17 protein-coding genes are annotated in these 21,234 nt (G+C 67.7%); 3 read left to right on the top strand and 14 right to left on the bottom strand.

Annotated elements, in window-relative coordinates:
- Positions 1–36: 36 nt before the first annotated feature.
- Both AB4Y35_RS17005 and AB4Y35_RS17000 read right to left on the bottom strand, forming a co-directional pair.
- A complete protein-coding gene (locus AB4Y35_RS17005; RefSeq protein ID WP_368705168.1) occupies positions 37–1,506 on the bottom strand; it encodes an NAD-dependent succinate-semialdehyde dehydrogenase in 1,470 nt (489 codons plus the stop codon).
- A gap of 137 nt (positions 1,507–1,643) precedes the next feature.
- Positions 1,644–3,221: a UbiD family decarboxylase gene (locus tag AB4Y35_RS17000; RefSeq protein ID WP_368705167.1), complete on the bottom strand. Its 1,578-nt coding sequence runs from the start codon at positions 3,219–3,221 to the stop codon at positions 1,644–1,646.
- A gap of 648 nt (positions 3,222–3,869) precedes the next feature.
- On the opposite strand from AB4Y35_RS17000, the gene AB4Y35_RS16995 reads away from it, so the two are divergent.
- Complete coding sequence (locus AB4Y35_RS16995) at positions 3,870–5,105, top strand: transglycosylase SLT domain-containing protein (protein WP_368705166.1); 1,236 nt, start codon at positions 3,870–3,872, stop codon at positions 5,103–5,105.
- A 76-nt stretch (positions 5,106–5,181) separates the two neighbouring features.
- Here the strand turns inward: AB4Y35_RS16995 and AB4Y35_RS16990 are convergent, their stop codons facing one another.
- The 4 genes from AB4Y35_RS16990 to ribBA form a co-directional block, all read right to left on the bottom strand.
- Positions 5,182–6,375 (bottom strand): pyridoxal phosphate-dependent aminotransferase, encoded by a 1,194-nt coding sequence (locus AB4Y35_RS16990; protein ID WP_368705165.1) that lies wholly within the window; start codon positions 6,373–6,375, stop codon positions 5,182–5,184.
- Between the two features lie 84 nt (positions 6,376–6,459).
- On the bottom strand, positions 6,460–6,894 hold the full coding sequence (gene nusB, locus AB4Y35_RS16985) for a transcription antitermination factor NusB (protein ID WP_368705164.1): 435 nt from the start codon (positions 6,892–6,894) through the stop codon (positions 6,460–6,462).
- The gene (gene ribH, locus AB4Y35_RS16980; protein ID WP_028211567.1) at positions 6,891–7,406 is read right to left on the bottom strand and encodes a 6,7-dimethyl-8-ribityllumazine synthase; all 516 of its coding nucleotides are present in this window, start codon (positions 7,404–7,406) and stop codon (positions 6,891–6,893) included. The genes nusB and ribH overlap by 4 nt, the downstream gene beginning before the upstream one ends.
- A gap of 57 nt (positions 7,407–7,463) precedes the next feature.
- Positions 7,464–8,630, bottom strand: a complete 1,167-nt coding sequence (gene ribBA / locus AB4Y35_RS16975; protein WP_368705163.1) for a bifunctional 3,4-dihydroxy-2-butanone-4-phosphate synthase/GTP cyclohydrolase II — start codon at positions 8,628–8,630, stop codon at positions 7,464–7,466.
- Positions 8,631–8,754: 124 nt separating this feature from the next.
- Here ribBA and AB4Y35_RS16970 point away from each other — a divergent pair, with 124 nt between their 5' ends.
- The gene (locus AB4Y35_RS16970) at positions 8,755–9,060 is read left to right on the top strand and encodes a HigA family addiction module antitoxin (RefSeq protein WP_368705162.1); all 306 of its coding nucleotides are present in this window, start codon (positions 8,755–8,757) and stop codon (positions 9,058–9,060) included.
- A 43-nt stretch (positions 9,061–9,103) separates the two neighbouring features.
- On the opposite strand, the gene AB4Y35_RS16965 is transcribed toward AB4Y35_RS16970, so the two are convergent.
- The 5 genes from AB4Y35_RS16965 to AB4Y35_RS16945 all read right to left on the bottom strand — a co-directional run bounded on the left by AB4Y35_RS16965 (position 9,104) and on the right by AB4Y35_RS16945 (position 15,283).
- Complete coding sequence (locus AB4Y35_RS16965) at positions 9,104–10,936, bottom strand: ABC transporter ATP-binding protein (RefSeq protein ID WP_368705161.1); 1,833 nt, start codon at positions 10,934–10,936, stop codon at positions 9,104–9,106.
- A gap of 403 nt (positions 10,937–11,339) precedes the next feature.
- Positions 11,340–11,978, bottom strand: a complete 639-nt coding sequence (locus AB4Y35_RS16960; RefSeq protein ID WP_368694126.1) for a riboflavin synthase — start codon at positions 11,976–11,978, stop codon at positions 11,340–11,342.
- Positions 11,979–12,013: 35 nt separating this feature from the next.
- Entirely contained in the window at positions 12,014–13,132 is a 1,119-nt protein-coding gene (ribD, locus tag AB4Y35_RS16955) for a bifunctional diaminohydroxyphosphoribosylaminopyrimidine deaminase/5-amino-6-(5-phosphoribosylamino)uracil reductase RibD (protein WP_368705160.1), read from the bottom strand.
- 78 nt (positions 13,133–13,210) lie between these two features.
- Entirely contained in the window at positions 13,211–14,536 is a 1,326-nt protein-coding gene (gene hemL / locus AB4Y35_RS16950) for a glutamate-1-semialdehyde 2,1-aminomutase (protein WP_368705159.1), read from the bottom strand.
- A gap of 207 nt (positions 14,537–14,743) precedes the next feature.
- On the bottom strand, positions 14,744–15,283 hold the full coding sequence (locus AB4Y35_RS16945; protein WP_368705158.1) for a hypothetical protein: 540 nt from the start codon (positions 15,281–15,283) through the stop codon (positions 14,744–14,746).
- 226 nt (positions 15,284–15,509) lie between these two features.
- Here AB4Y35_RS16945 and AB4Y35_RS16940 point away from each other — a divergent pair, with 226 nt between their 5' ends.
- Positions 15,510–16,742 (top strand): Bcr/CflA family multidrug efflux MFS transporter, encoded by a 1,233-nt coding sequence (locus AB4Y35_RS16940; RefSeq protein ID WP_368705157.1) that lies wholly within the window; start codon positions 15,510–15,512, stop codon positions 16,740–16,742.
- 106 nt (positions 16,743–16,848) lie between these two features.
- On the opposite strand, the gene AB4Y35_RS16935 is transcribed toward AB4Y35_RS16940, so the two are convergent.
- The 3 genes from AB4Y35_RS16935 to zwf form a co-directional block, all read right to left on the bottom strand.
- Positions 16,849–18,765 (bottom strand): bifunctional transcriptional regulator/glucokinase, encoded by a 1,917-nt coding sequence (locus tag AB4Y35_RS16935; protein ID WP_368705156.1) that lies wholly within the window; start codon positions 18,763–18,765, stop codon positions 16,849–16,851.
- The gene (pgl, locus tag AB4Y35_RS16930; RefSeq protein ID WP_368705155.1) at positions 18,746–19,447 is read right to left on the bottom strand and encodes a 6-phosphogluconolactonase; all 702 of its coding nucleotides are present in this window, start codon (positions 19,445–19,447) and stop codon (positions 18,746–18,748) included. Before pgl ends, AB4Y35_RS16935 begins: the two co-directional genes overlap by 20 nt.
- A 93-nt stretch (positions 19,448–19,540) precedes the next feature.
- Positions 19,541–21,010, bottom strand: a complete 1,470-nt coding sequence (gene zwf, locus AB4Y35_RS16925) for a glucose-6-phosphate dehydrogenase (protein WP_368705154.1) — start codon at positions 21,008–21,010, stop codon at positions 19,541–19,543.
- Positions 21,011–21,234: the final 224 nt, after the last annotated feature.

The following is a 21,234-nucleotide window of genomic DNA, read 5'->3' as shown; positions in this document are numbered from 1 at the left end:
CGGGCGCAAGCGGCTCAAATCGGGTTCAGGCGGGCTTCAAACGCCGATGCACAGATACTTCAGTTCGACATATTCGTCGATGCCGTACTTCGAACCTTCGCGCCCGAGGCCCGACTGCTTCACGCCGCCGAACGGCGCGACCTCGTTCGAGATGAGTCCGGTGTTGATCCCGACCATGCCGTATTCGAGCGCTTCCGCGACGCGCCAGACGCGGCCGATATCGCGGCTGTAGAAGTACGAGGCGAGGCCGAATTCGGTGTCGTTGGCGAGGCCGACGACTTCGGCTTCGTCGCTGAAGCGGAACACCGCCGCGACCGGCCCGAAGGTTTCCTCGCGCGCGATCAGCATGTCGCGCGTGACGTCGGCGAGCACGGTGGGCTCGACGTAGCGCCCCGTGCTGACCTTGCCGCCCGCCACGACCTTCGCGCCCTGGGCGGTCGCGTCGCGGATGTGCTGCTCGACCTTGGCGACGGCCGCGTCGTCGATCAACGGCCCCTGGTTCACGCCATCTTCGAAGCCGTTGCCCACCTTGATCTTGCGTGAGGCGGCGGCAAGCTTCTCGACGAAAGCGTCGTACACCTTGTCGTGCACATAGAAGCGGTTCGTGCAGACGCAGGTCTGGCCCGCGTTGCGATACTTCGAGATCATCGCGCCTTCCACGGCGGCGTCGAGGTCGGCGTCGTCGAACACGATGAAGGGGGCGTGGCCGCCCAGTTCGAGGGCGAGTTTCTTGACCGTCGGTGCGCACTGCTGCATGAGGATGCGCCCCACCGGCGTCGATCCCGTGAACGAGAGATGGCGCACGATGTCGCTCTCGCACAACGCCTTGCCGATGGCGATGGAGTTAGCGGAGTCGGCGGTGAGCACGTTGAACACGCCCTTGGGCACGCCCGCGCGCTGCGCCAGTTCGGCGAGCGCGAGCGCGCAAAGCGGCGTCTGCTCGGCGGGCTTCACGACGATCGTGCAGCCCGCGGCGATGGCCGGCGCGACCTTGCGCGTGATCATCGCGATCGGGAAGTTCCAGGGGGTGATCGAGGCGCACACGCCGATCGGCTGCTTGAGCACGACGAGCTTGCGGTCGCTGGCGGGGCTCGCGAGCACGTCGCCGTTCACCCGCTTGGCTTCTTCGGCAAACCACTCCAGGAAGGACGCGCCATAGATCACCTCGCCGCGCGCCTCGGCGAGCGGCTTGCCTTGCTCGGCGGTCATGATCGCGGCGAGGTCGTCGGCGTGCTCGATCACGAGGTCGAACCAGCGCCGCAGGATGGCGGCGCGCTCCTTGCCCGTCTTCGTGCGCCACGCGGGCAGCGCGGCGTTCGCGGCGGCGATCGCGCGATGCGCCTCGTCGGCGCCGAAGTCGGGCACGCTCGCGATCTCGGCGTTGTCGGCGGGGTCGAGCACGGCGAACGTGGCCGCACCGCCGCTCCATTCGCCGTCGATGTACGCGCGGGTCTTGAAGAGGGCGGGGTCGTTCAGTTGCGTCAGGCGCTCCGATGCGGGCATCATCCTCGAGTCTCCTTCAGGTTCACTGGCGCCGCGGCTCATGCCATGCACGAGGCGTGACGCGGTAAGCGCGGCGTCGCGAACTGGCGTCGCGTATGAATCGGCCGGCATGGCGCCCGAGGGCGCTGCGCCGGATCGCGTTAGCTGCGGCCGAAGCCGAGCTCGTCGTAGAGACGGTCGACGCGCGTCTTCACGGCCGCGTCCATCTCGATTGCGCGGCCCCATTCGCGGTCCGTCTCGCCGGGCCACTTGTTGGTGGCGTCGAGCCCCATTTTCGAGCCGAGGCCGGCCACCGGCGAAGCGAAGTCGAGATAGTCGATCGGCGTGTTCTCGACGAGCACGGTGTCGCGCGCCGGATCGATACGCGTGGTGATCGCCCAGATCACCTCCTTCCAGTCGCGGATGTCCACGTCATCGTCGACCACGACAATGAACTTTGTATACATGAACTGGCGCAGGAAGCTCCACACCCCGAACATCACGCGTTTCGCGTGCCCGGGGTAGCTCTTCTTCATCTGCACGATCGCCATGCGGTAGCTGCACCCCTCGGGCGGCAGATAGAAGTCGGTGATCTCGGCAAACTGCTTCTGCAGGAGCGGCACGAACACTTCGTTGAGCGCCACGCCGAGCACCGCGGGCTCGTCCGGCGGCTTGCCCGTGTATGTCGAATGGTAGATCGCATCGCGGCGCATGGTGATGCGCTCGACCGTGAAGACAGGGAACCACTCCTGTTCGTTGTAGTAGCCCGTGTGGTCGCCGTAGGGGCCTTCGAGCGCGTGTTCGTACCCGGCGCTCGCGCCTTTGGCGGGGCGGGGCGGCGCGCCCGCGGGCGCCGGGCCGGGCTCGCCCGCCTGCGGGTAGATGAAGCCCTCGAGCACGATCTCGGCGCGCGCGGGCACCTGCAGCGTGTCGACGCCGGGCGTCAGGCACTTCGCGAGCTCGGTGCGGGCGCCGCGCAACAGGCCCGCGAACTGGTATTCGGAGAGCGTGTCGGGGACCGGCGTGACGGCGCCGAGGATCGTCGCCGGGTCGGCGCCGAGCACGACCGCCACCGGGTACGGCTTGCCGGGGTTCTTCAGCGCGAACTCGCGGAAGTCGAGCGCGCCGCCGCGATGCGCAAGCCAGCGCATGATGAGCTTGTTGCGGCCAATCAGCTGCTGGCGGTAGATGCCGAGATTCTGGCGCGTCTTGTTGGGACCGCGCGTGACGGTGAGGCCCCAGGTGACGAGCGGGCCGGCGTCGCCGGGCCAGCAGGTCTGGATCGGCAGCTTCGCGAGATCGACGTCGTTGCCTTCCCAGACGATCTCCTGGCAGGGCGGCGCGCTCACGGTCTTCGGCGCCATGTCCCAGACGGCCTTGGCGAGCGTGAGGAGCTTGCCCGCGTCCTTCAGGCCGCGCGGCGGCTCGGGCTCCTTGAGCGCCGAGAGCAGACGCCCCACGTCGCGCAGCGACTCGAGCGCCGCGCCGTCACCGCCGCTTTCCGGCGCGTCGATGCCCATGCCGAGCGCGACGCGCCGGGGCGTGCCGAACAGATTGCCGAGCACCGGGAATGCGTGCGTCGAACGATTCTCAAAGAGCAGGGCCGGGCCGCCGGCGCGCAGGACGCGATCGCACAGCTCGGTCATTTCCAGCACCGGGGAGACAGCTTGCGGGACGCGGCGCAATTCGCCGAGCGTCTCCAGGCGACCAACGAAGTCGCGCAGGTCTTTGTATTTCATTGGGAACCAATCGTGGCCAACACGGGTGGCCGGCTTGGGGGCCGCATGGGGCGGCGGCACGGATTCCGCGGCCGCCGTATCAGATGTATCAGACGTATCAAGACGTATCAGGCATCTGGCCGGGGAGACGCGGCGTAACGATTGTCGATTTTACCTGCGTTGGCTAGCGCACGCTGGGTGCCAATCTGCATAAGCGCCCGCAGACGCGCGTACGACGCGGATTTCGCCGGATTGAACAGTGTTTATCATTACTATTGGTTATGTTTTTTGGATTCTATAGTATTGACGATCTATAAAACGCTGCTAGAATCCGTCCACACTGGTTGCAGGGTTTGAAATTTTTAACCACCTTCCCGGCCCTTCAGACGCAACGCGTCGCCGTTTTGCCGAACCCCTGCACGGCTTGCATACGGTCTAGATTGGTTGTCCTCGTCAGCGCCCCTTCGCGCTGGCTTTTCGCGTGAGAACTCCCGGCGCGCGCACATTGCGTGCCTGGTTGCCCAAAAGGAGTTCCACCCACGGCGAACTTGCCGTTTTCCCGACATCGCTGCCGCACCAGCCAGGGCGCGCGATGTCTTGATCCTGCGATTGGCTGTCTGCCTCGTGCCGACCCCTGAGCCGGATCATGCAACATGGGGAGATCTGTAGATGAATACCTGGTTATCGTGGTGGCGCGCCGACGAGCGTGGAGCTCCCGGCTTGCGCGCGTTGCTGCGTCTTGGCACGCGCCTGAGCCACCACCTGTTCAGCATTGTTGGCGGCTGTGCCGTTCTGCTCGCGGTCGCCGTCTGGCTGCTGCCCACGTGGCGCATCACGCTCGCTGCACGCGTGATGCCGTTCGTCTCGGCGGCGGTGCAGGCCGGGCCTGCACGTCTGCTGCAGGGCAACCCGCTGCCCTCGTTCGCGCCCCCCGGCGTGACGACGAACAACGACGACAACGCCGACGGCGCGATGCTGCCCACGGCGCTCGCGCCCGATGCCGGTGTTGCCGGTATGACTGCCGCCGCCGGCACCACGGGCATCTCGCCCTCGGGCTCCAACGGCACGGTCGCGAAGGTCGCGACCTCGGTGTCGAACGGCGGCATCGCCACGCTCGACGCCGTCACACTCAACGGCCTCGATCCGCGCGCGCTGCCGACCAGCGTCGGCTCGCTCGCGCGCATGATTCCGCCCCAGCGCATCACGCCCGACGCACGCGACGACCGCGTGCTCGTTTCGGCGCGCGAGCAGGCGCTCGTCGCCACCTATCTGGCGCGCCGCTACCGGGTGGCGCAGGAGCCGGTCGGCGAACTCGTGAAAGCGGCGTTCGACACCGGCCGCGAAGTGGGGCTCGATCCGCTGCTGCTGCTCGCCGTGATGGCGATCGAATCGGGCTTCAACCCGTACGCCGAAAGTGGCGTGGGCGCGCAGGGCCTCATGCAGGTCATGTCGAAGGTGCACTCGGACAAGTTCCAGTATTTCGGCGGCCAGCGCGCGGCGCTCGATCCGCTCGCCAACATCAAGGTCGGCGCGCTGGTGCTCAAGGATTGCATCGCGCGCGGCGGTTCGCTGCCGGGCGGCCTGCGTCTCTACGTCGGTTCGACCTCGCCCGACGACGGCGGCTACGGCGCCAAGGTAATGGCCGAACGCGGGCGTCTGCGCGACGTCGCACGCGGCCGCAACGTGCCGATCAACGCGCCGCAGGCGCCCGTCACCACCACGGCCAGCACGTCCGCGTCGCAGAAGGTGGCGAGCATCAACGGCGAGAAGCGCGTGCACGTGACGCTCGACAACGCCCACGCGATCGTCGAGAAGTCGTCGTCCGCGAACAGCGGCTCCGCTCAGGACGATGCCAGCACCAGCTCGACGGCCCAGAAGCACGCTTCGTCCGAACTGGGGGCCTGAGTCTCTGGCTGACCGACCGGACAAAACAAAAAAGGCACCCTCGGGTGCCTTTTTCCATTTCTCCACCACGAGCGCATTAGCGTCCGAAAAACGTATGCAGCCGCTCGACCGCCTCCTCCAGGCGCTCGTACGCCGTGGCATACGAGAGCCGCACGTACTGATGCGGCGCGGCGACGCCGAAGTCCATGCCGGGCACCATCACCGTGCCCGCGTCGTGCAGCATCGCGCGGGTGAGCGCGTCGCTGTCGCCGGCGGCGGGGTGCGCGACGTTCGAGCAGTCGGCGTAGACGTAGAACGCGCCGTCGGGCATCACGGGTACCGTGAAGCCGAGCGACTCGAGCGCCGGCGCGATGAAGTCGCGGCGGCGCTTGAATTCGAGCCGGCGGCCTTCGTAGAGCTTGAGCGTGTCCGGCTCGAAGCAGGCGAGCGCGGCATGCTGCGCGAGCGCCGAGGCGCAGATGAACAGGTTCTGCGCGAGCTTTTCGAATGCGCCGACCAGCGAGGGCGGCACCACGAGCCAGCCCAGACGCCAGCCGGTCATGTTGAAGTACTTCGAGAAGCTGTTGACGGTCACCACGTCGTCGCCGAACGACAGCGCGGAGACGGGCGGCGTGTCGTACGACAGGCCTTGATAGATTTCGTCGACGATCGTGAAGCCGCCGCGCGCACGCACGCTTTGCACGATGCGCTTGAGCTCGTCGGGCTCGATCGAGGTGCCGGTGGGGTTCGACGGCGAGGCGAGCAGCACGCCGCGCGTGCGCGGCGACCACAGGCGCTCGACATCGGCGGCGGTCAGCTGGAAGCGTGCTTCCGGGCCGCTCGGCACGAGCACCGGCTTGCCTTCCGCGGCGGCCACGAAGTGGCGGTTGCACGGATAGCAGGGGTCGGGCATCAGCACTTCGTCGTCGCGGTCGACGAGCGCAGTGCAGGCGAGCAGGAGCGCCGCCGAGGCGCCGGCCGTCACGACGATGCGCGCGGGGTCGACCGTGAGGCCGTACGCGTGCTGGTAGTGCGCGGCGATCGCCTCGCGCAGCGCGTGGATGCCGAGCGCGCTCGTGTATTGGGTGACGCCGCGGCGCAGCGCGGCGGCGGCGGCCTCGACGACGGGCTCGGGTGCCGTGAAGTCCGGCTCGCCGATACCCATGTGGATGATGTCGCGTCCAGCGCGTTCGAGCTTCGCGGCTTCCTTCGCCAGTTCCATGACGTAGAAAGGCTGGATCTCGTCGACGCGCGCGGCTAGCCGCAGCAACGGTTCGGCAACGGTGTTCATGCGGGTCTTTCCAGTACTGACAGATCACGCGGCGCGCGGGGCCGGGCGCTCAGGCGCACCCGCTTGCCCCGGCGGCTCGCGTTCTTACGACTTGCGGGCGTTTTGCGCTTCGGCGGCGCGCAGTTGGGCCGCGAGCTTGTCGAGCACGCCGTTCACGTACTTGTAGCCGTCCGAGCCGCCGAAGGTCTTGGTGAGCTCGACCGCCTCGTTGATCACGACGCGGTAAGGAATGTCGACGTGATGCTTGAACTCGTAGGTCGCGACGAGCAGCACCGCGCGTTCGACGGGCGAAAGCTGCTCGATCGGACGGTCGAGACACGGCGTGATGGAAGCGGACAGTTCGTCCGACTCGCGGATGACGCCGTGCAGGATCGCGTCCAGATGCTCGTGATCGGCCTTGTCGTAGCCCTGCGAACCGCGCAGCTGCGCGTCGATCTCGCCGGCGGGCACACCCGACAGCAGCCACTGATACAACCCCTGCGTGGCCAGTTCGCGGGAGCGGCGGCGCGCGCTCTTCATTGCTGTTCCTCTTCGTCTTCCTCGTCTTCCTCGTCGTCGTCGCCGCCGTCGAGCTGCTCCAACGCCACCGTCAGGTTCGCCATTTCCACGGCGACGCGAGCGGCGTCACGACCCTTCTCGGTCATGCGGGCCACGGCCTGCTCGTCGTTCTCGGTGGTGAGCACGGCGTTCGCGATCGGCACGTTGAAGTCGAGCGAGACGCGCGAGATGCCCGCGCCGCTCTCGTTCGAGACGAGCTCGAAGTGGTACGTCTCGCCGCGCACGACCGCGCCGAGCGCGATCAGGGCGTCGAACTGGCCGCTTTCGGCGAGCTTTTGCAGCGCCAGCGGGATTTCGAGTGCGCCGGGCACGGTGACGAGCAGCACGTCTTCGCCCGTCACGCCGAGGCGTTCGAGTTCTTCGATGCAGGCGTCGGCGAGGCCGTTGCAGACGGGTTCGTTAAAGCGCGACTGGACGATGCCGATGCGCAGTCCGTCGCCGTCGAGGTTCGGTTGGTATTGTCCGATTTCCATGTGGTGTCCGTAAGTTCGGTTGAGCGTGGTGACGCGTGAAAAGAGCGCGATGCGACTTCAGGCGCGCGACGAGGCAGGGTCAGCGGCATCCGGCGGGCAGGGCGCTTGCGCGTTGCCGCCGGGCATCGGCACGAAGCCGGTGACCTCGAGACCGTAGCCCGACATGCTACCGAGGCGGCGCGGCTTCGAGAGCACCTGCATGCGGCCCACGCCGAGTTCGCGCAGGATCTGCGCGCCGATGCCGTAGGTCTTGAAGTCCACGGGCCGGCGTGCGAGCGCCTCCGCGCGCTCTTTCTGGTCGAACGCCTTGAAGACGTCGATCAGGTGTTCCTTGGGTTCGCCGCAGTTGAGCATGACGATCACGCCCACGTCGCGCGAGGCGATCTCGCGCATGGCGGCGTCGAGCGTCCACGAGTGCGTGGACGAGCCCGTTTCGAGCAGATCCAGCACCGAGAGCGGCTCGTGCACGCGCACGGGCGTGTCGACGCCGGGCTTCGGCGTGCCGCGCACGAGGGCGATGTGCGGCGTGCGGGTGGGCTGGTCGACGTACATGACCGCGCGGAACGGGCCGTGTGCGGTTTGCATGGTGCGCTCGGCCACGCGCTCGACGATCGATTCGGTGCGGCTGCGGTAGTGGATCAGGTCCGCGATGGTGCCGACCTTCAGGCCGTGCTCCTGCGCGAAGTCCATGAGATCGGGCAGGCGCGCCATCGTGCCGTCGTCCTTGATGACCTCGCAGATCACCGAGGCCGGCGTGAGGCCGGCAAGCGCCGTGAAGTCGCAGCCCGCTTCGGTGTGGCCCGCACGCACGAGCACGCCGCCTGGCTGCGCCATGATCGGGAACACGTGGCCGGGCTGCACGATGTGCTCGGCGCGCGCGTCGTGCGCGACGGCCGCCTGGATCGTGCGGGCGCGGTCGGCCGCGGAAATGCCGGTCGTGACGCCTTCGGCGGCCTCGATGCTGACCGTGAACGCCGTGCCGTACTGCGTGCCGTTGCGGTAGGTCATGAGCGGCAGGTTGAGCAGCTTGCAGCGCTCCTGGGTGAGCGTGAGGCAGATCAGCCCGCGGCCGTACTTCGCCATGAAGTTGATGGCTTCAGGCGTGACGAACTCCGCCGCGATGACGAGGTCGCCCTCGTTTTCCCGGTCTTCTTCGTCGACGAGGATGACCATCTTGCCGGCTTTGAGCTCGGCGATGATCTCAGGGGTGGAGGCGAGCGTCATGTTGGGATTCTGGCTGGAAAGGCCACATTTTACGCCACGCGGGCGGGCGCGTCGCCCAGAACGCTTTGCGTTAATAACGTGAGACGTTACTATTCGTTCCGATTCAACTCTAAAGAGAAAAGCCATGGCGCGTGAAGCACCGCTTGCCACACCGGGCGAGATCCTGCACGACGAGTGGCTCAAGCCCATGGCCATCAGCCAGTACGCGCTCGCCAAGGCGATTGGCGTGCCGCCGCGCCGCATCAACGAGATCGTGCTCGGCAAGCGCGCCATCACGGCGGACACGGCAGTGCGTCTCGGGGTTTATTTCGGCACCGACGCGCGCAACTGGATGCAGTTGCAGGCCCACTACGACACCGAAATCGCACGCGAGGCGCTGGCCGACGTGCTCGCGCGCATCACGCCGCACGCGCGCGCGGCTCCCGCCTGAGCCGGCTTGCGGCGGGAGGGCGCGGGCGCGAACGGGCGAGGCGTCAGCGCAGGATCACGTCGTCGGCGAGTCCCTTCGTCAGTTCCAGCGCCTGGCGTTCGAACAGGCGCCGGTACAGGCCGTTTTCGCGGCGCACGAGCGCGTCGTGCGTGCCTTCCTCCGCCACGCGTCCGCGTTCGAGCACGAGCAGCCGGTCGAGCGCGCGCACGGTCGAGAGCCGGTGCGCGACGACGACGGTCGTGCGGCCCTCCATGAGCCGCTCCATGGCCTGCTGGATCAGCACCTCGCTTTCGCTGTCGAGGCTCGAGGTCGCTTCGTCGAAGATCAGGATCGGCGCATTCGCGAGGAACGCGCGCGCGATCGCCACGCGCTGGCGCTCGCCGCCCGAGAGCTTCACGCCGCGCTCGCCCACCAGCGTGTCGTAGCCGTGCGGCAGCGCCGTGATGAAGTCGTGGGCGCTCGCGAGCTTCGCCGCGCGCTCGATTTCGGCGTGCGTGGCGCCGGGCCGGGCGTAAGCGATGTTCTCGGCAAGCGAGCGGTGGAACAGCACCGGCTCCTGTTGCACGATGGCGATCTGCGAGCGCAGCGACGCCTGCTGCACGCGCGCGATGTCCTGGCCGTCGATCGTGATGCGTCCGCCGGACACGTCGTAGAGGCGCTGGATCAGCTTGATCAGCGTGGTCTTGCCGGAGCCCGAATGGCCGACGAGGCCCACGCGCTCGCCCGGCGCGATGCGCAGCGTGAGGTTCTCGTAGAGCGCCCTGGCGTCCGCGTGATCGCCGTAGCGGAACGTCATGTTCTCGAAGCGGATGTCGCCCTGATCGATCACGATGGGCGGCGCATCGCGCAGGTCCTCGATGCCGAGCGGCGCCGCGTCGAGCGCGACGAGTTCTTCCATGTCGTTGACCGAGCGCTGCAGGTTGCGCACGTGCATGCCCACGTCGCGCAGGTAACCCTTGAGCAGGAAGAATAGCGTGAGCGCGAACGTGATGTCGCCGACGCTTGCGAGACCGCGCGCCCAGAGCAGCAGCGCCGCACCGAGGATAGCCGCCTGCATGCCCACGAGCAGCGCACCCTGCACGCCGCCGTTGAGCGTGCCGCGCTGCCACGTGCGCCGAGTGCGGCTGCTCCACTTCGTGACGACGCGCGCGAGCCGCGCTTCCTCGCGCGTTTCCGCGCCGAACGCCTTGACGACGGCGTTGCACGAAATGGCGTCGGCGAGCGCGCCGCCCATCTTCGTATCCCACTGGTTCGCGAGCCGGGCCGAGGGTGCGACGTAGAAGAGCGAGAGCGAGATCGTGATCGCCAGATACACGGCCGAGCCGAGGCCGACCACGAGGCCCATCACGTGCCACTGCACCGCGAGCAGGATGGTCGAGCCGACCAGCATGACGAGCGACGGGAAGAGGGCGACGAGCAGTGTGTCGTTGAGCAGATCGAGCGCCCACATGCCGCGCGTGACCTTGCGCACCGTGGAGCCGGCGAAGCTGTTCGCGTGCCAGTCGGTCGAAAAGCGCTGCACGCGGTGAAAGGCTTGCGTGGCGATCTCGCTCATCATGTGCAGCGTCAGCGTGATGATGTTGCGGTACGCGGCCTGGCGCATGATCGTGCCGCCGAGCCCGAGCGCCGTGAGCGCCCAGAACGCGACGACCGCCGCATGCCAGGCGGCGCTGCTGGCTGCGCCGCCGTGCGTGAGGGCGTCGACGAGCTGGCCGGCGTAGTGCGGCGTGAGCACGTCGGCGAGCGCGCCGAGCAGCGAGGCGAGCGCGACCGCCGTGACGCGCACCGGTTGGCGCGCCCAGTGCCGGAAGGTGAAGCCGAGGACCTTGCGGAAGGTTTGTCCGCCCGATTCGGGTTTGTTGTTTAGCTCTGTCATGGACAGCATGCTCCGGACGTGACGCCCGAAGACTCTCCTGAAGGAAGCGTGAAGCGTTAAGACGGAAAACGGGCTTCGCACGCCCGGGCATCGGTTGCCGGACGGCCTGACCTCGAATTCGCTGAATACGGCGCGGCGTCTGAAAACATGCCGCGCGGGACGCGCTATGGCTGCGCTGGAAGCGGGACGGTTGCGTGACGCGACGCAACGTGCAGCATCACCCGGACCATCGGCATGGCGGCGCTCGTGTCAATCGTTGCCAACTGGGCCTCCTGTTTCGATTCGGGTGATGGGAACGCGGCACGCCGTGCGGCGAGCGCGTAGGGAAGGCTAGATTCTATCAGCGCCCCGGCGCGCGTGCTTGCGCGCGTCCGGGGCGGGCATGGCGCCGGCCAGGCGGCTGTTAGTCCTGCGCGGCCGAGTTTGCTGCCTTTTCGGCCGAGAGCATCCGCTCGACATAGCGCGCGATCAGATCGATCTCGAGATTCACCTTCGTGCCGGCCTGAAGATGCTTGAGCGTGGTGACTTCCACGGTGTGGGGGATCAGGTTGATCGAGAATTCGCAGCCGTCGGCGCGGTCGTCGACCGAGTTGACCGTGAGGCTCACGCCGTTCACGGTGATCGAGCCCTTGTAGGCGAGATAGCGGCCGATATCCGCCGGCGCGAGAATGCGCAGCTCGTGCGACTCGCCCACGGGCGCGAAGCGCGTCACGGTGCCAAGGCCGTCCACGTGACCCGAGACGATGTGGCCGCCGAGGCGGTCGTTCGCGCGCAGCGCCTTTTCGAGGTTCACTTCGCCCGTCGCCGCGAGGCCCACGGTGCGGTTCAGGCTTTCGCGCGAAACGTCGACGTCGAAGCCCGTTGCCGACTTTTCGATGACGGTCATGCACGCGCCCTGGATCGCGATGCTGTCGCCGAGCTGCACGTCGTCGAGGCCCAGGCCGCCGGCGTTGACGGCGAGGCGCACGCCTGCGTCGGCGCCCGTGCCGAGCGGCTTGATCGATTCGATGCGGCCCACTGCCGCGACGATTCCGGTAAACATCGTGCTGTTCCTTGTGTTCAGTGCATCAGTGAGGGTCAGGCGTCTTGCGTCGTGACGACGCGCGCAAGAATGCGCAGATCGTTGCCGAGACGATCGACGGAATGAAATGCGAGGCGCGTGCGCTCGTCGAGCGTCGCGGGCGCGGCGATGTCGATCATGCCGAGCGAGTTGGTGCCGAGCAGCGACGGCGCCACGTACACGAGCAGTTCGTCGACGCAGCCTTCGCGCAGGAGCGAGCCGTTGAGCTTGTAGCCCGCTTCCACGTGCAGTTCGTTCACGCCGCGCGCGGCGAGCTCCGTGAGCATGGCCGGCAGATCGACCTTGCCCTGCTCGTTGCCGAGCGCGACGATTTCGGCGCCGCGCACGCGCAGCGCTTCGGCGCGTTCTTCGTTGCTCGCGTCGAGCGCCGCGCAGAACACGAGCGTGGGCGCGCCCACGAAAATCTGCGCGAGCGGCGAGGCGTCGAGGCGGCTGTCGATCAGCACGCGTTTGGGCTGGCGCGGAGTGTCGACGGCGCGCACGGTCATGCGCGGGTCGTCTTCCTTGACCGTGCCGATGCCCGTGAGGATGGCCGAGGCGCGCGCGCGCCAGGCGTGGCCGTCGGCGCGCGCGGCTTCGCCCGTGATCCACTGGCTTTCGCCCGAGGGCAGGCCGGTGCGGCCGTCGAGCGATGCCGCCACCTTCATGCGCACCCACGGACGCTTGCGCGTCATGCGCGAAACGAAGCCGATGTTCAGCTCGCGCGCCTCGTTGGCGAGCAGCCCGCAACGCACGTCGATACCCGCGTCGCGCAAGATCGAAAGCCCGCGCCCCGACACCAGCGGGTTCGGGTCTTCCATCGCCGCAATCACGCGCGCGACCTTCGCTTCGATCAGCGCGTTCGCGCAGGGCGGCGTGCGGCCGAAGTGGCTGCACGGCTCGAGCGTCACATACGCGGTCGCGCCGCGCAGGTCGTGCCCGCGCGCGCGGGCGTCCTTCATCGCCTGGATTTCGGCGTGATCCTGGCCGGCCGGCTGCGTGAAGCCTTCGCCGATCACCACGCCGTCCTTCACCAGCACGCAGCCGACGCGCGGGTTCGGGTCGGTCGTGTACAGGCCGCGGTGCGCGAGCGCGAGCGCACGCTCCATGTGGACGAAATCGGATTGCGAAAACATCGTCGGGCTTTCTCCCGGGCGGCGGTCAGAGGGGGCCGGCGAGGCGCGCGCCGCGCCGGCGGTCGTTGGCGTGATGCCTTATTGCGTGACGTTTTCAGCCGCGGCTTCCGCTGCGAACGCGCTGCGCGCCGCGGCGATCGTTTCGTCGAGGATCGCGTCGTCGTGGGCGCTCGAGACGAAACCGGCCTCGTAGGCCGAAGGCGCGAAGTAGACGCCCGCGTCCAGCATGCGGTGGAAGAAGCGGTTGAAGCGCGCGATATCGCTCTTCGTGACCTCGGCGAAGCTGCCCGGCACCTTGTCCGCGAAATAGAGGCCGAACATGCCGCCCACCGAATCCGCCACGAACGGCACGTTCGTTTCGCGTGCCGCGGCCGACAGCCCCTTCGCGAGGCGTTCGGTCTTCGCGGTGAGCTGCTCGTAGAAGCCGGGCGCCTGAATGAGCTGCAGCGTCTTCAGGCCTGCCGCGACCGCGATCGGGTTGCCCGAGAGCGTGCCTGCCTGGTACACCGTGCCGTTGGGCGCGAGGTGATCCATGATCTCGCGACGGCCGCCGAAGGCCGCCGCCGGCATGCCGCCGCCGATCACCTTGCCGAGGCACACCATGTCCGCCTCGACGCCGTAGAGCGCCTGCGCGCCGCGCAGGCCGACGCGGAAACCGCACATTACTTCGTCGAAAATCAGCACGCTGCCGTGCTTCGCCGTCAGGCTGCGCATCGCGCCGATGAACTCGGGCGTGGCCTTCACGAGGTTCATGTTGCCCGCGACCGGTTCGACGATCACGGCGGCGATCTCGTCACCGAACGCGTTGAACGCTTCTTCGAGCGCCGCGACGTTGTTGTATTCGAGCACCGTGGTGTGCTTCGCGATGTCCACCGGCACGCCCGCCGAAGTCGGGTTGCCGAACGTGAGCAGGCCCGAGCCGGCCTTCACGAGCAGGCTGTCGGCGTGGCCGTGGTAGCAGCCTTCGAACTTCACGATGCGGTCGCGCTTCGTGAAGCCGCGCGCGAGACGCAGCGCGCTCATCGTGGCCTCGGTGCCGCTCGACACCATGCGCACCTGCTCCATCGACGGGACGATCTTGCAGATTTCCTCGGCGATCTCGATCTCGGCCTCGGTGGGCGCGCCAAACGAGAAGCCATTCGCGAGCACGCGCTGCACGGCTTCGAGCACTTCCGGATGCACGTGGCCGACGATCATCGGGCCCCACGAGCCGATGTAGTCGATATAGCGCTTGCCTTCGGCGTCCCAGAAGTACGGCCCCTGCGCGCGCTCGATGAAGCGCGGCGTGCCGCCGACCGAGCGGAACGCGCGCACGGGCGAATTCACGCCGCCCGGGATGGTGCGCTGGGCGCGTTCGAAGAGGGCTTCGTTGCGGTTCTGCGTGCTGGACTGGGTGTTGGACATGAGTGCTGGACCTGCGAAAGTGGTGTGGCGCGCGGCGCTGACGGACCGGCCGGCGTACGGACCCATGCGGCGCCGCAAGGGCGCGGGCGATGGGGCTGTTCTCCCGAAATTGTACCGGAGTCGCGCGGATCGGGCCGGCGCCCCGGGGCGGCCCGGGCGGTCCCCGGCGCGCCCGGATTCGGCGCGCTTGCGGCCCCTTTCTGCCTGCTACTGCCGGCGTTTGCGGGCTGGCGGCGCGAGGTGCGGCGCCGTGTCGCGCAGGTTGTCGTGCCATGCCTGCATGGCCGCGACGGCCGGGGCCGGCATGGGCCGCCGCCCGGTCAGTTCCGCCCAGCGCTTTTCCAGCGCGCCTTCGGCCGCCGGCTTGATGACGGTGCCCGAACTCTGTGCGTCCCAGGTCTGGATCGAAAACGGGTGCACGCGCAACGCGTCGCGCGCGACGACCATTTCCTCGCCCGCGTCGACGAGCCAGTCATAGACGAAGTCGATACACAGCCGGTAGCCGCGCTTGTACGCGGCGTCGGGCACCTCGTAGGGCGCCCGCGTGACGTAGCCGGAACCGAACAGCCCGCGCGGCTCGGCAGCCACGCGGTGCAGGAACACCCGGTCGCCCGGCAGGATGCCGCGCGCGAAGCCGCATCCCCAGGTGTCGGCGACGGCTTCCCTTGCGCGCACACGGCGCGCGAAGTCGGGCAGTTCAGGCCAGGGCCATTTCTTGGGGCTCCAGATGAGCAGGAAGGCGGTCATGTCGGCAACGCGGCAAATTGAAGTTGGGCGAAAGCGGGCAGCTTAGCGCAAAGCCGCGCCGCCGCCGCATATGGGGCGGCGCATGGCGGGCAAGGGGCGTCAGGTACAATTCGGCGGCACCGCGTTGCTGTTTTTGTCCGCTTTTGTCCGCTCCTGCAGCGACGGATGAATCGGCCCATGACATCGAGACCGCGCGAGCCGCGCGTGTTTCGCCGCCACACACACCATGTCCCATTCCCCGCGCCGCCGGCCCGATGGCCGGCTGATCCTGTTGCTGGGCGCACTCGCCGCCTGTGGCCCGCTCGCCACCGACATGTATCTGCCGAGCCTGCCCGCCATCGCGCAGTCGTTCGGCGTGAGCGCCGCTGCCGCGGCCTCGACGCTCACGAGCTTCATGGCCGGCTTTTCGATCGGCATGCTGCTCTACGGCCCGGTTTCCGACGCCTATGGCCGCCGTCCGGTGCTGCTCGGCGGCATCGCGCTCTTCACGATTGCCAGCATTGCCTGCTGGCTCTCGTTCTCGGTGGGCGAACTCGTGGTCGTGCGCTTTCTGCAGGCGCTCGGCGCGGGCGCGGCCTCGGTGCTCTCGCGGGCCATCGCGCGCGACGCCCACGAGCCATCGGACGCCGCCAAAGTCCTCTCGATGGTCGCGATCGTCACGGCGATCGGGCCGCTGCTCGCACCGCTGATCGGCGGACAGCTGCTGCTGATCGGCGGCTGGCGCGTGGTGTTCGTCGTGCTCACGCTGTTCGGGCTCGCATGCGCCGTGGCGGCCTATCTGCGCGTACCGGAAACCTGGCCGCCGGAAAAGCGCGAAAGCGCGGCCGTGCTGCGCTCGTTCGCGGCTTATGGGCGCTTGCTGCGCGATCCGCTCGTGTGGGGGCACATGCTCTGCGGCGGCATGGCGTTCGCCGCGATGTTCACCTATATCTCGGCCACGCCGTTCGTCTATATCGAGTACTTCCACGTCTCGCCGCAGCACTACGGGTTTTTCTTCGGCGCGAACGTGTTCGGCATCATGCTCGGCAACTTCCTCAACACGCGCTTCATCGGCCGGCTCGGCACGCTGCGCATGGTGTCGATCGCTTCGGGTGTGAGCATCGTCGCGTCGCTCTTCGTCGCGCTCATGTGCGTGACGGGCTGGGGCGGCCTGTGGTCGATCGTATTCGGCCTGTTCTTCGTGGTGAGCGTGGTGGGGCTGCTCGGCGCGAACTGCGCGACCGATCTCATGTACCGCTATCCGAAGAACGCGGGCGCGGCGGCGGCCGTGTTCGGCGCGACGCAGCTCGCGCTCGGCGCGCTCGCGAGCGCCGTGGTCGGCTGGTTCCCGGGCATCTCGCCGTTCGGCATGGGCGTGACGATCGGCGTGTGCGGCCTGATGACGTGGGTGGGGCGCGCGCTCGTCGTGAAGTGGCACGGCACGCCGGCGCCGGACGCGGTGCAAGCCGCAACGTCGTGAGCCGCACGTCGTGAGCCGCACGTCGATACGTCGCGTGAAATAAAAATGGGACGCCGAGGCGTCCCATTTTTTTCGTCGCTTGAAAGAGCGGACGAATCAGCGGACTTCAGTCGCGCGCCGTGGGCGACGCGCCGTGGCTCAGCCAGTCGAGCACGGCCGATGCATCGTCGTCGGCATGCTCGCGCGCCTTTTCGACGGCGTTGCCGAGGTCCGCATCGGGCGAAGCACGGCGAATCGCGACGCCCACCGCGAGGATGTCGATCATCAGCAGATGCAGGATGCGCGAGATCATCGAAAGCTGCGATTCGCGCATCTCGATGTGATCGGTTTCGAGCGCCACGGTCGCGCGCTTGGCGAGCGGCGTGTTGCTCGACGTGATCGCGATCACCTTCGCGCCCGCCTGCATGGCGACGTCGAGCACGCGCAGCAGTTCCGGCGCGCGGCCCGACTTCGACACGGCCACGATCACGTCGCCCTTGCCGAGCAGCGCGGCAGAAGCGGCCTGCATGTACAGGTCGCCATAGGCGATGGTCGGGATGCCGAAGCGGAAGAACTTGTAGTGCGCGTCCTGCGCGACGATGTGCGAGTTGCCGAGGCCGTAGAACTCGATGCGGCGCGCGCCGTTGAGCAGCGTGATCGCATTCTCGACCTGCTCGAAGTTCAGGTGCTCGCGCAACTGCAGGATGGCCGAGACGGTATTGTCGAGCACCTTCGCGCCGAAGTCGGTGGCGGTGTCGCCCAGATGCACCTGGCTGTGGCTCACCGGAATCGTGCCCGTGAGGCCCGTGGCGAGCTTGAGCTTGAAGTCCGAGAGGCCCTGGCAGCCGAGCGAGCGGCAGAAGCGGATCACCGTGGGCTGGCTCACGTCGGCCTTGCGCGCGATATCGACGATCGGATCGTTGATGATCGAGCGCGGATGGTTGAGCGCGAGGTCGGCCACGCGGCGCTCGGCGGGCGTGAGCGCGTCGCGCATCTGGCGAATGCGTTCGAACACGGCCGACGAGCCGCCGCCCGCGCGATTGGACAGCTGCTCCGCGAGAATCGCCGACACGCCGAGGAACGCCGGATACTCAGCCGTGATCACGTAGGTGGGCACGTTCGAGAGATAGGTGTCGAAACGGCCCTTCGCCTCGAAGCGCTGGCGGAACGACGAGCGCGTGAAGAGGTCGCCGAGGCGCGGCACCACGCCGCCGCCGATATAGATGCCGCCGAGCGAGCCGAGCGTCATCGCGATGTTGCCCGCGAAGCTGCCGAGAATGCCGCAGAAGCATTCGACGGTCTCGAGCGCGAGCGCCTCGCCGTCATGCGCGCGCTGCACGACTTCGGCCGTGCCGAGCTCGGCGGGCAGCTTCTTCTTGTCGCGTGCGGCGAGCGCGCGATAGATCAGCTCGAGGCCGGGCCCCGCGCACACGCGTTCGAACGAGACATGCGGCCACTTCTTGCGCGCGAACTGCAGCACGATGTCTTCGCGCTCGTCCTGCGGCGAGAAGCTGGCGTGGCCGCCTTCGCTGCCGAGTGCGATCCAGCGGTCGTCGGCGGGAATCAGGCCCGAGACGCCGAGACCCGTGCCCGGCCCGAGCAGGCCGATCACGCTGTTCTGGCGGCGCTGGCCGCCGCCCACCTGGACGCGCTGCGAGTCGGTCAGGCCGGGCAGCGCCATGGCGAGCGCGGTGAAGTCGTTGACGACCAGCAGCGTGTCGAAGCCGAGCGAGCGGCGCGTCGCTTCGATCGAGAAGGTCCAGTCGTGATTGGTCATGCGCACCTGGTCGCCGTCGACCGGATTCGCAATCGCGATGGCGGCATGATTCACGCGGCCGATCTTGTTGTCCTTCAGGTATTGCTGGATCACTTCCGCGACGCCGGGATACTGCGCGCACGGATACACGCGCACCTGGCCGATGTCGCCCGGACCCGTTTCCAGCGCGAAGCGCGCGTTGGTTCCGCCGATGTCGGCGAGCAGCCTCGGACCGTCGGCGTGCTGGCCTGCGCCAGGGGCGTTTTTATTAGGCGCACCAGTAGACATCGAGTCTCACTCCCTTGTCGTTCGCCAGCTTCGAGATGGCGTTGTTTTGTTCGGCCGCGGCGGCCTGTTGCAGCACTTCGAGCTTGCGCTGCCCCGCGATCAGCAGGAACAGCCGGTCGACCTGGCGCAGCGCCTGCATCGACCACGAGACGCGCGCGTGGGGCGCTGCCTGCGGATGCACGGCCACGAACGGGCGCGCCGTGGTGATGGCTTCGTGCCATTCGGGGGCGTCGGCGAAAATCGAGGCCGTGTGGCCGTCCTCGCCCATGCCGAGCACGGCGACGTTCGGCAGCTTGCGGGTTGGGTCGGCGTTGAGCGCGGCGACATGCGCGTCGAGATCCTGCGCCACGTCGACGAGCGGCAGGAAGCGCGCGTGCGCCGCTTCCTGCGTGAGCAGCGTCTCGCGCGCGAGGCGCGCGTTGCTCGCGGAGTCGGTGTCCGGCACCCAGCGGTCGTCGACGAGCGTGACGTCGATGTGCGCCCAGTCGAAACGGTGCGTCGAAAGGGCCTCGAGGAAGGGGCGCGGGCTCGTGCCGCCGGAGACGGCGAGCGTTGCACGGCGCGCGGCTGTACCGGGCGCCGCCTGCTGAGCGGCGAGCGACGCATGTAGCGCGTCGCCCACGGCTCGCGCCAGCGCGTCGGATTGGACGCGCGGGTCGTCGAATACGTGAAGCTCGATCACTTCTCCTCCATGCTGCTTTTTTGTAGGTCTACGGGGTAGTTCATCTGTCCGGTCCGGCGTCGCGCTTGCGGTGCGCGCCGCCATGCAATCCCATCAATTCTCTTCTTCGAGCCAGCAGGTGCCGTGCTGCGCAAGCATCGCGCTGGCGGCCGCCGGTCCCCATGTGCCGGCCGCGTACGGCTTGGGCGCGCGGGGCGTTGCCGCCCACTCGTTGAGGATCGGCTCGACCCACGTCCACGCCGCTTCCTGCTCGTCGCGCCGCACGAACAGCGCGAGGCGCCCGTTGATCACGTCGAGCAGCAGGCGCTGGTAGGCCTCCATCTGGCCTTCGCGGAAGAACTGGTCGAACGCGAGATCCAGATGCACGCTCGCGAGATTCATGCCTTCGCCGGGCTGCTTCGCGAGGCAGTAGAGGCGGATGTTCTCGTTCGGCTGCAGGCGGATCACGAGGCGGTTCGCGCCGGGGCGCAGTGCCGGCGCCCCGAGCGCCGAATGCGGCACCGGGCGGAAGTTCACGACGATCTCGGCCACGCGGTCGGCAAGACGCTTGCCGGTGCGCAGGAAGAAGGGCACGCCCGCCCAACGCCAGTTCTCGATCTCCACCTTGAGCGCGACGAAGGTTTCCGTATGGCTCTCGGGCTTCACGCCATGCTCGGTCGCATAGCCCGGCACCGCCTGGCCGCGGATCACGCCCGCATGGTACTGACCGCGCACGGCGACCTTGCTGATGTCGAGCGGATTGATCGGCTTGAGCGCGCGCAGCACGCGAAGCTTTTCGTCACGCACCGAATCCGAATCCATCGAATGCGGCGGCTCCATGGCGACGATCGAAAGCAGCTGCAACAGGTGATTTTGCACCATGTCGCGCAGCGCGCCAGTGTTGTCATAAAAGTCGCCGCGCGCTTCGACGCCCAGTTCTTCGGCAATCGTGATCTGGATGCTCTCGACCCATTCGCGGCGCCACAGCGGCTCGAACAGCGCGTTGCCGAAACGCAGCGCGAGCAGGTTCTGCACCGGCTCCTTGCCGAGGTAGTGGTCGATCCGGTAGATCTGGCCTTCGGCGAAGATCTCGCCCACGGCGTCGTTGATCGCGTTCGACGACTTGAGGTCATAGCCGAGCGGCTTTTCCAGCACGATGCGCGAGTTTTCGTTCAGACCCACGGCGGCAAGCGCGCGGCAGATCGGCACGAACAGCGACGGGCCCGTCGCCAGATAGAACACGCGAATGCCGGGCAGCGACGCGATGCCGTCGCGCAAGTGAGTAAAGTCCTCGGCGCGCGAGAGGTCGAGCTTCACGTAGACGATGCGCTCGAGGAAGCTGGCCCACGCGTTGTCGTCGTAGCCGCCGTTCTTCTTCACATGCGGCTTGACGTGCTCGTCGACCCACCCGATATACGCCGCGCGATCCTCTTCGTGGCGCGCGACGCCCACGATCCTGCCAGACTCCGCGAGCATGCCTGAACGGTGCGCTTCATACAGGGCGGGGAGGATCTTGCGCATCGACAGGTCGCCGGTGGCGCCGAAGAGCACGAACGTGAAACCTGAATCGATCTGGGTTTGCATGAGTCTCAGTCAGAGTCCTGGGGGGCCGCTGCAGGGTACAACGGGTGCCCGTCTGTGTGGGCGATCGGGCGGCCGTAGTCCGATAAAATTTTTTTTGACACTGAATTGTAGTTTAACTACAATCCAAATCAAGAGGTAACGTTCATTCGATGAAAAAAGCGTGGAACGCAGCCAGCAAGGCGGTTTGCGCGGTTTCGCGAGCGGACGGAATGCCCCCTCATGTT

The organism is Paraburkholderia sp. EG286A, from assembly GCF_040965375.1.
Taxonomy (GTDB): Bacteria; Pseudomonadota; Gammaproteobacteria; order Burkholderiales; family Burkholderiaceae; genus Paraburkholderia.
The sequence above is the reverse complement of the archived record's forward strand: the minus strand, read 5'-3'. Positions and strand labels throughout refer to the sequence as shown.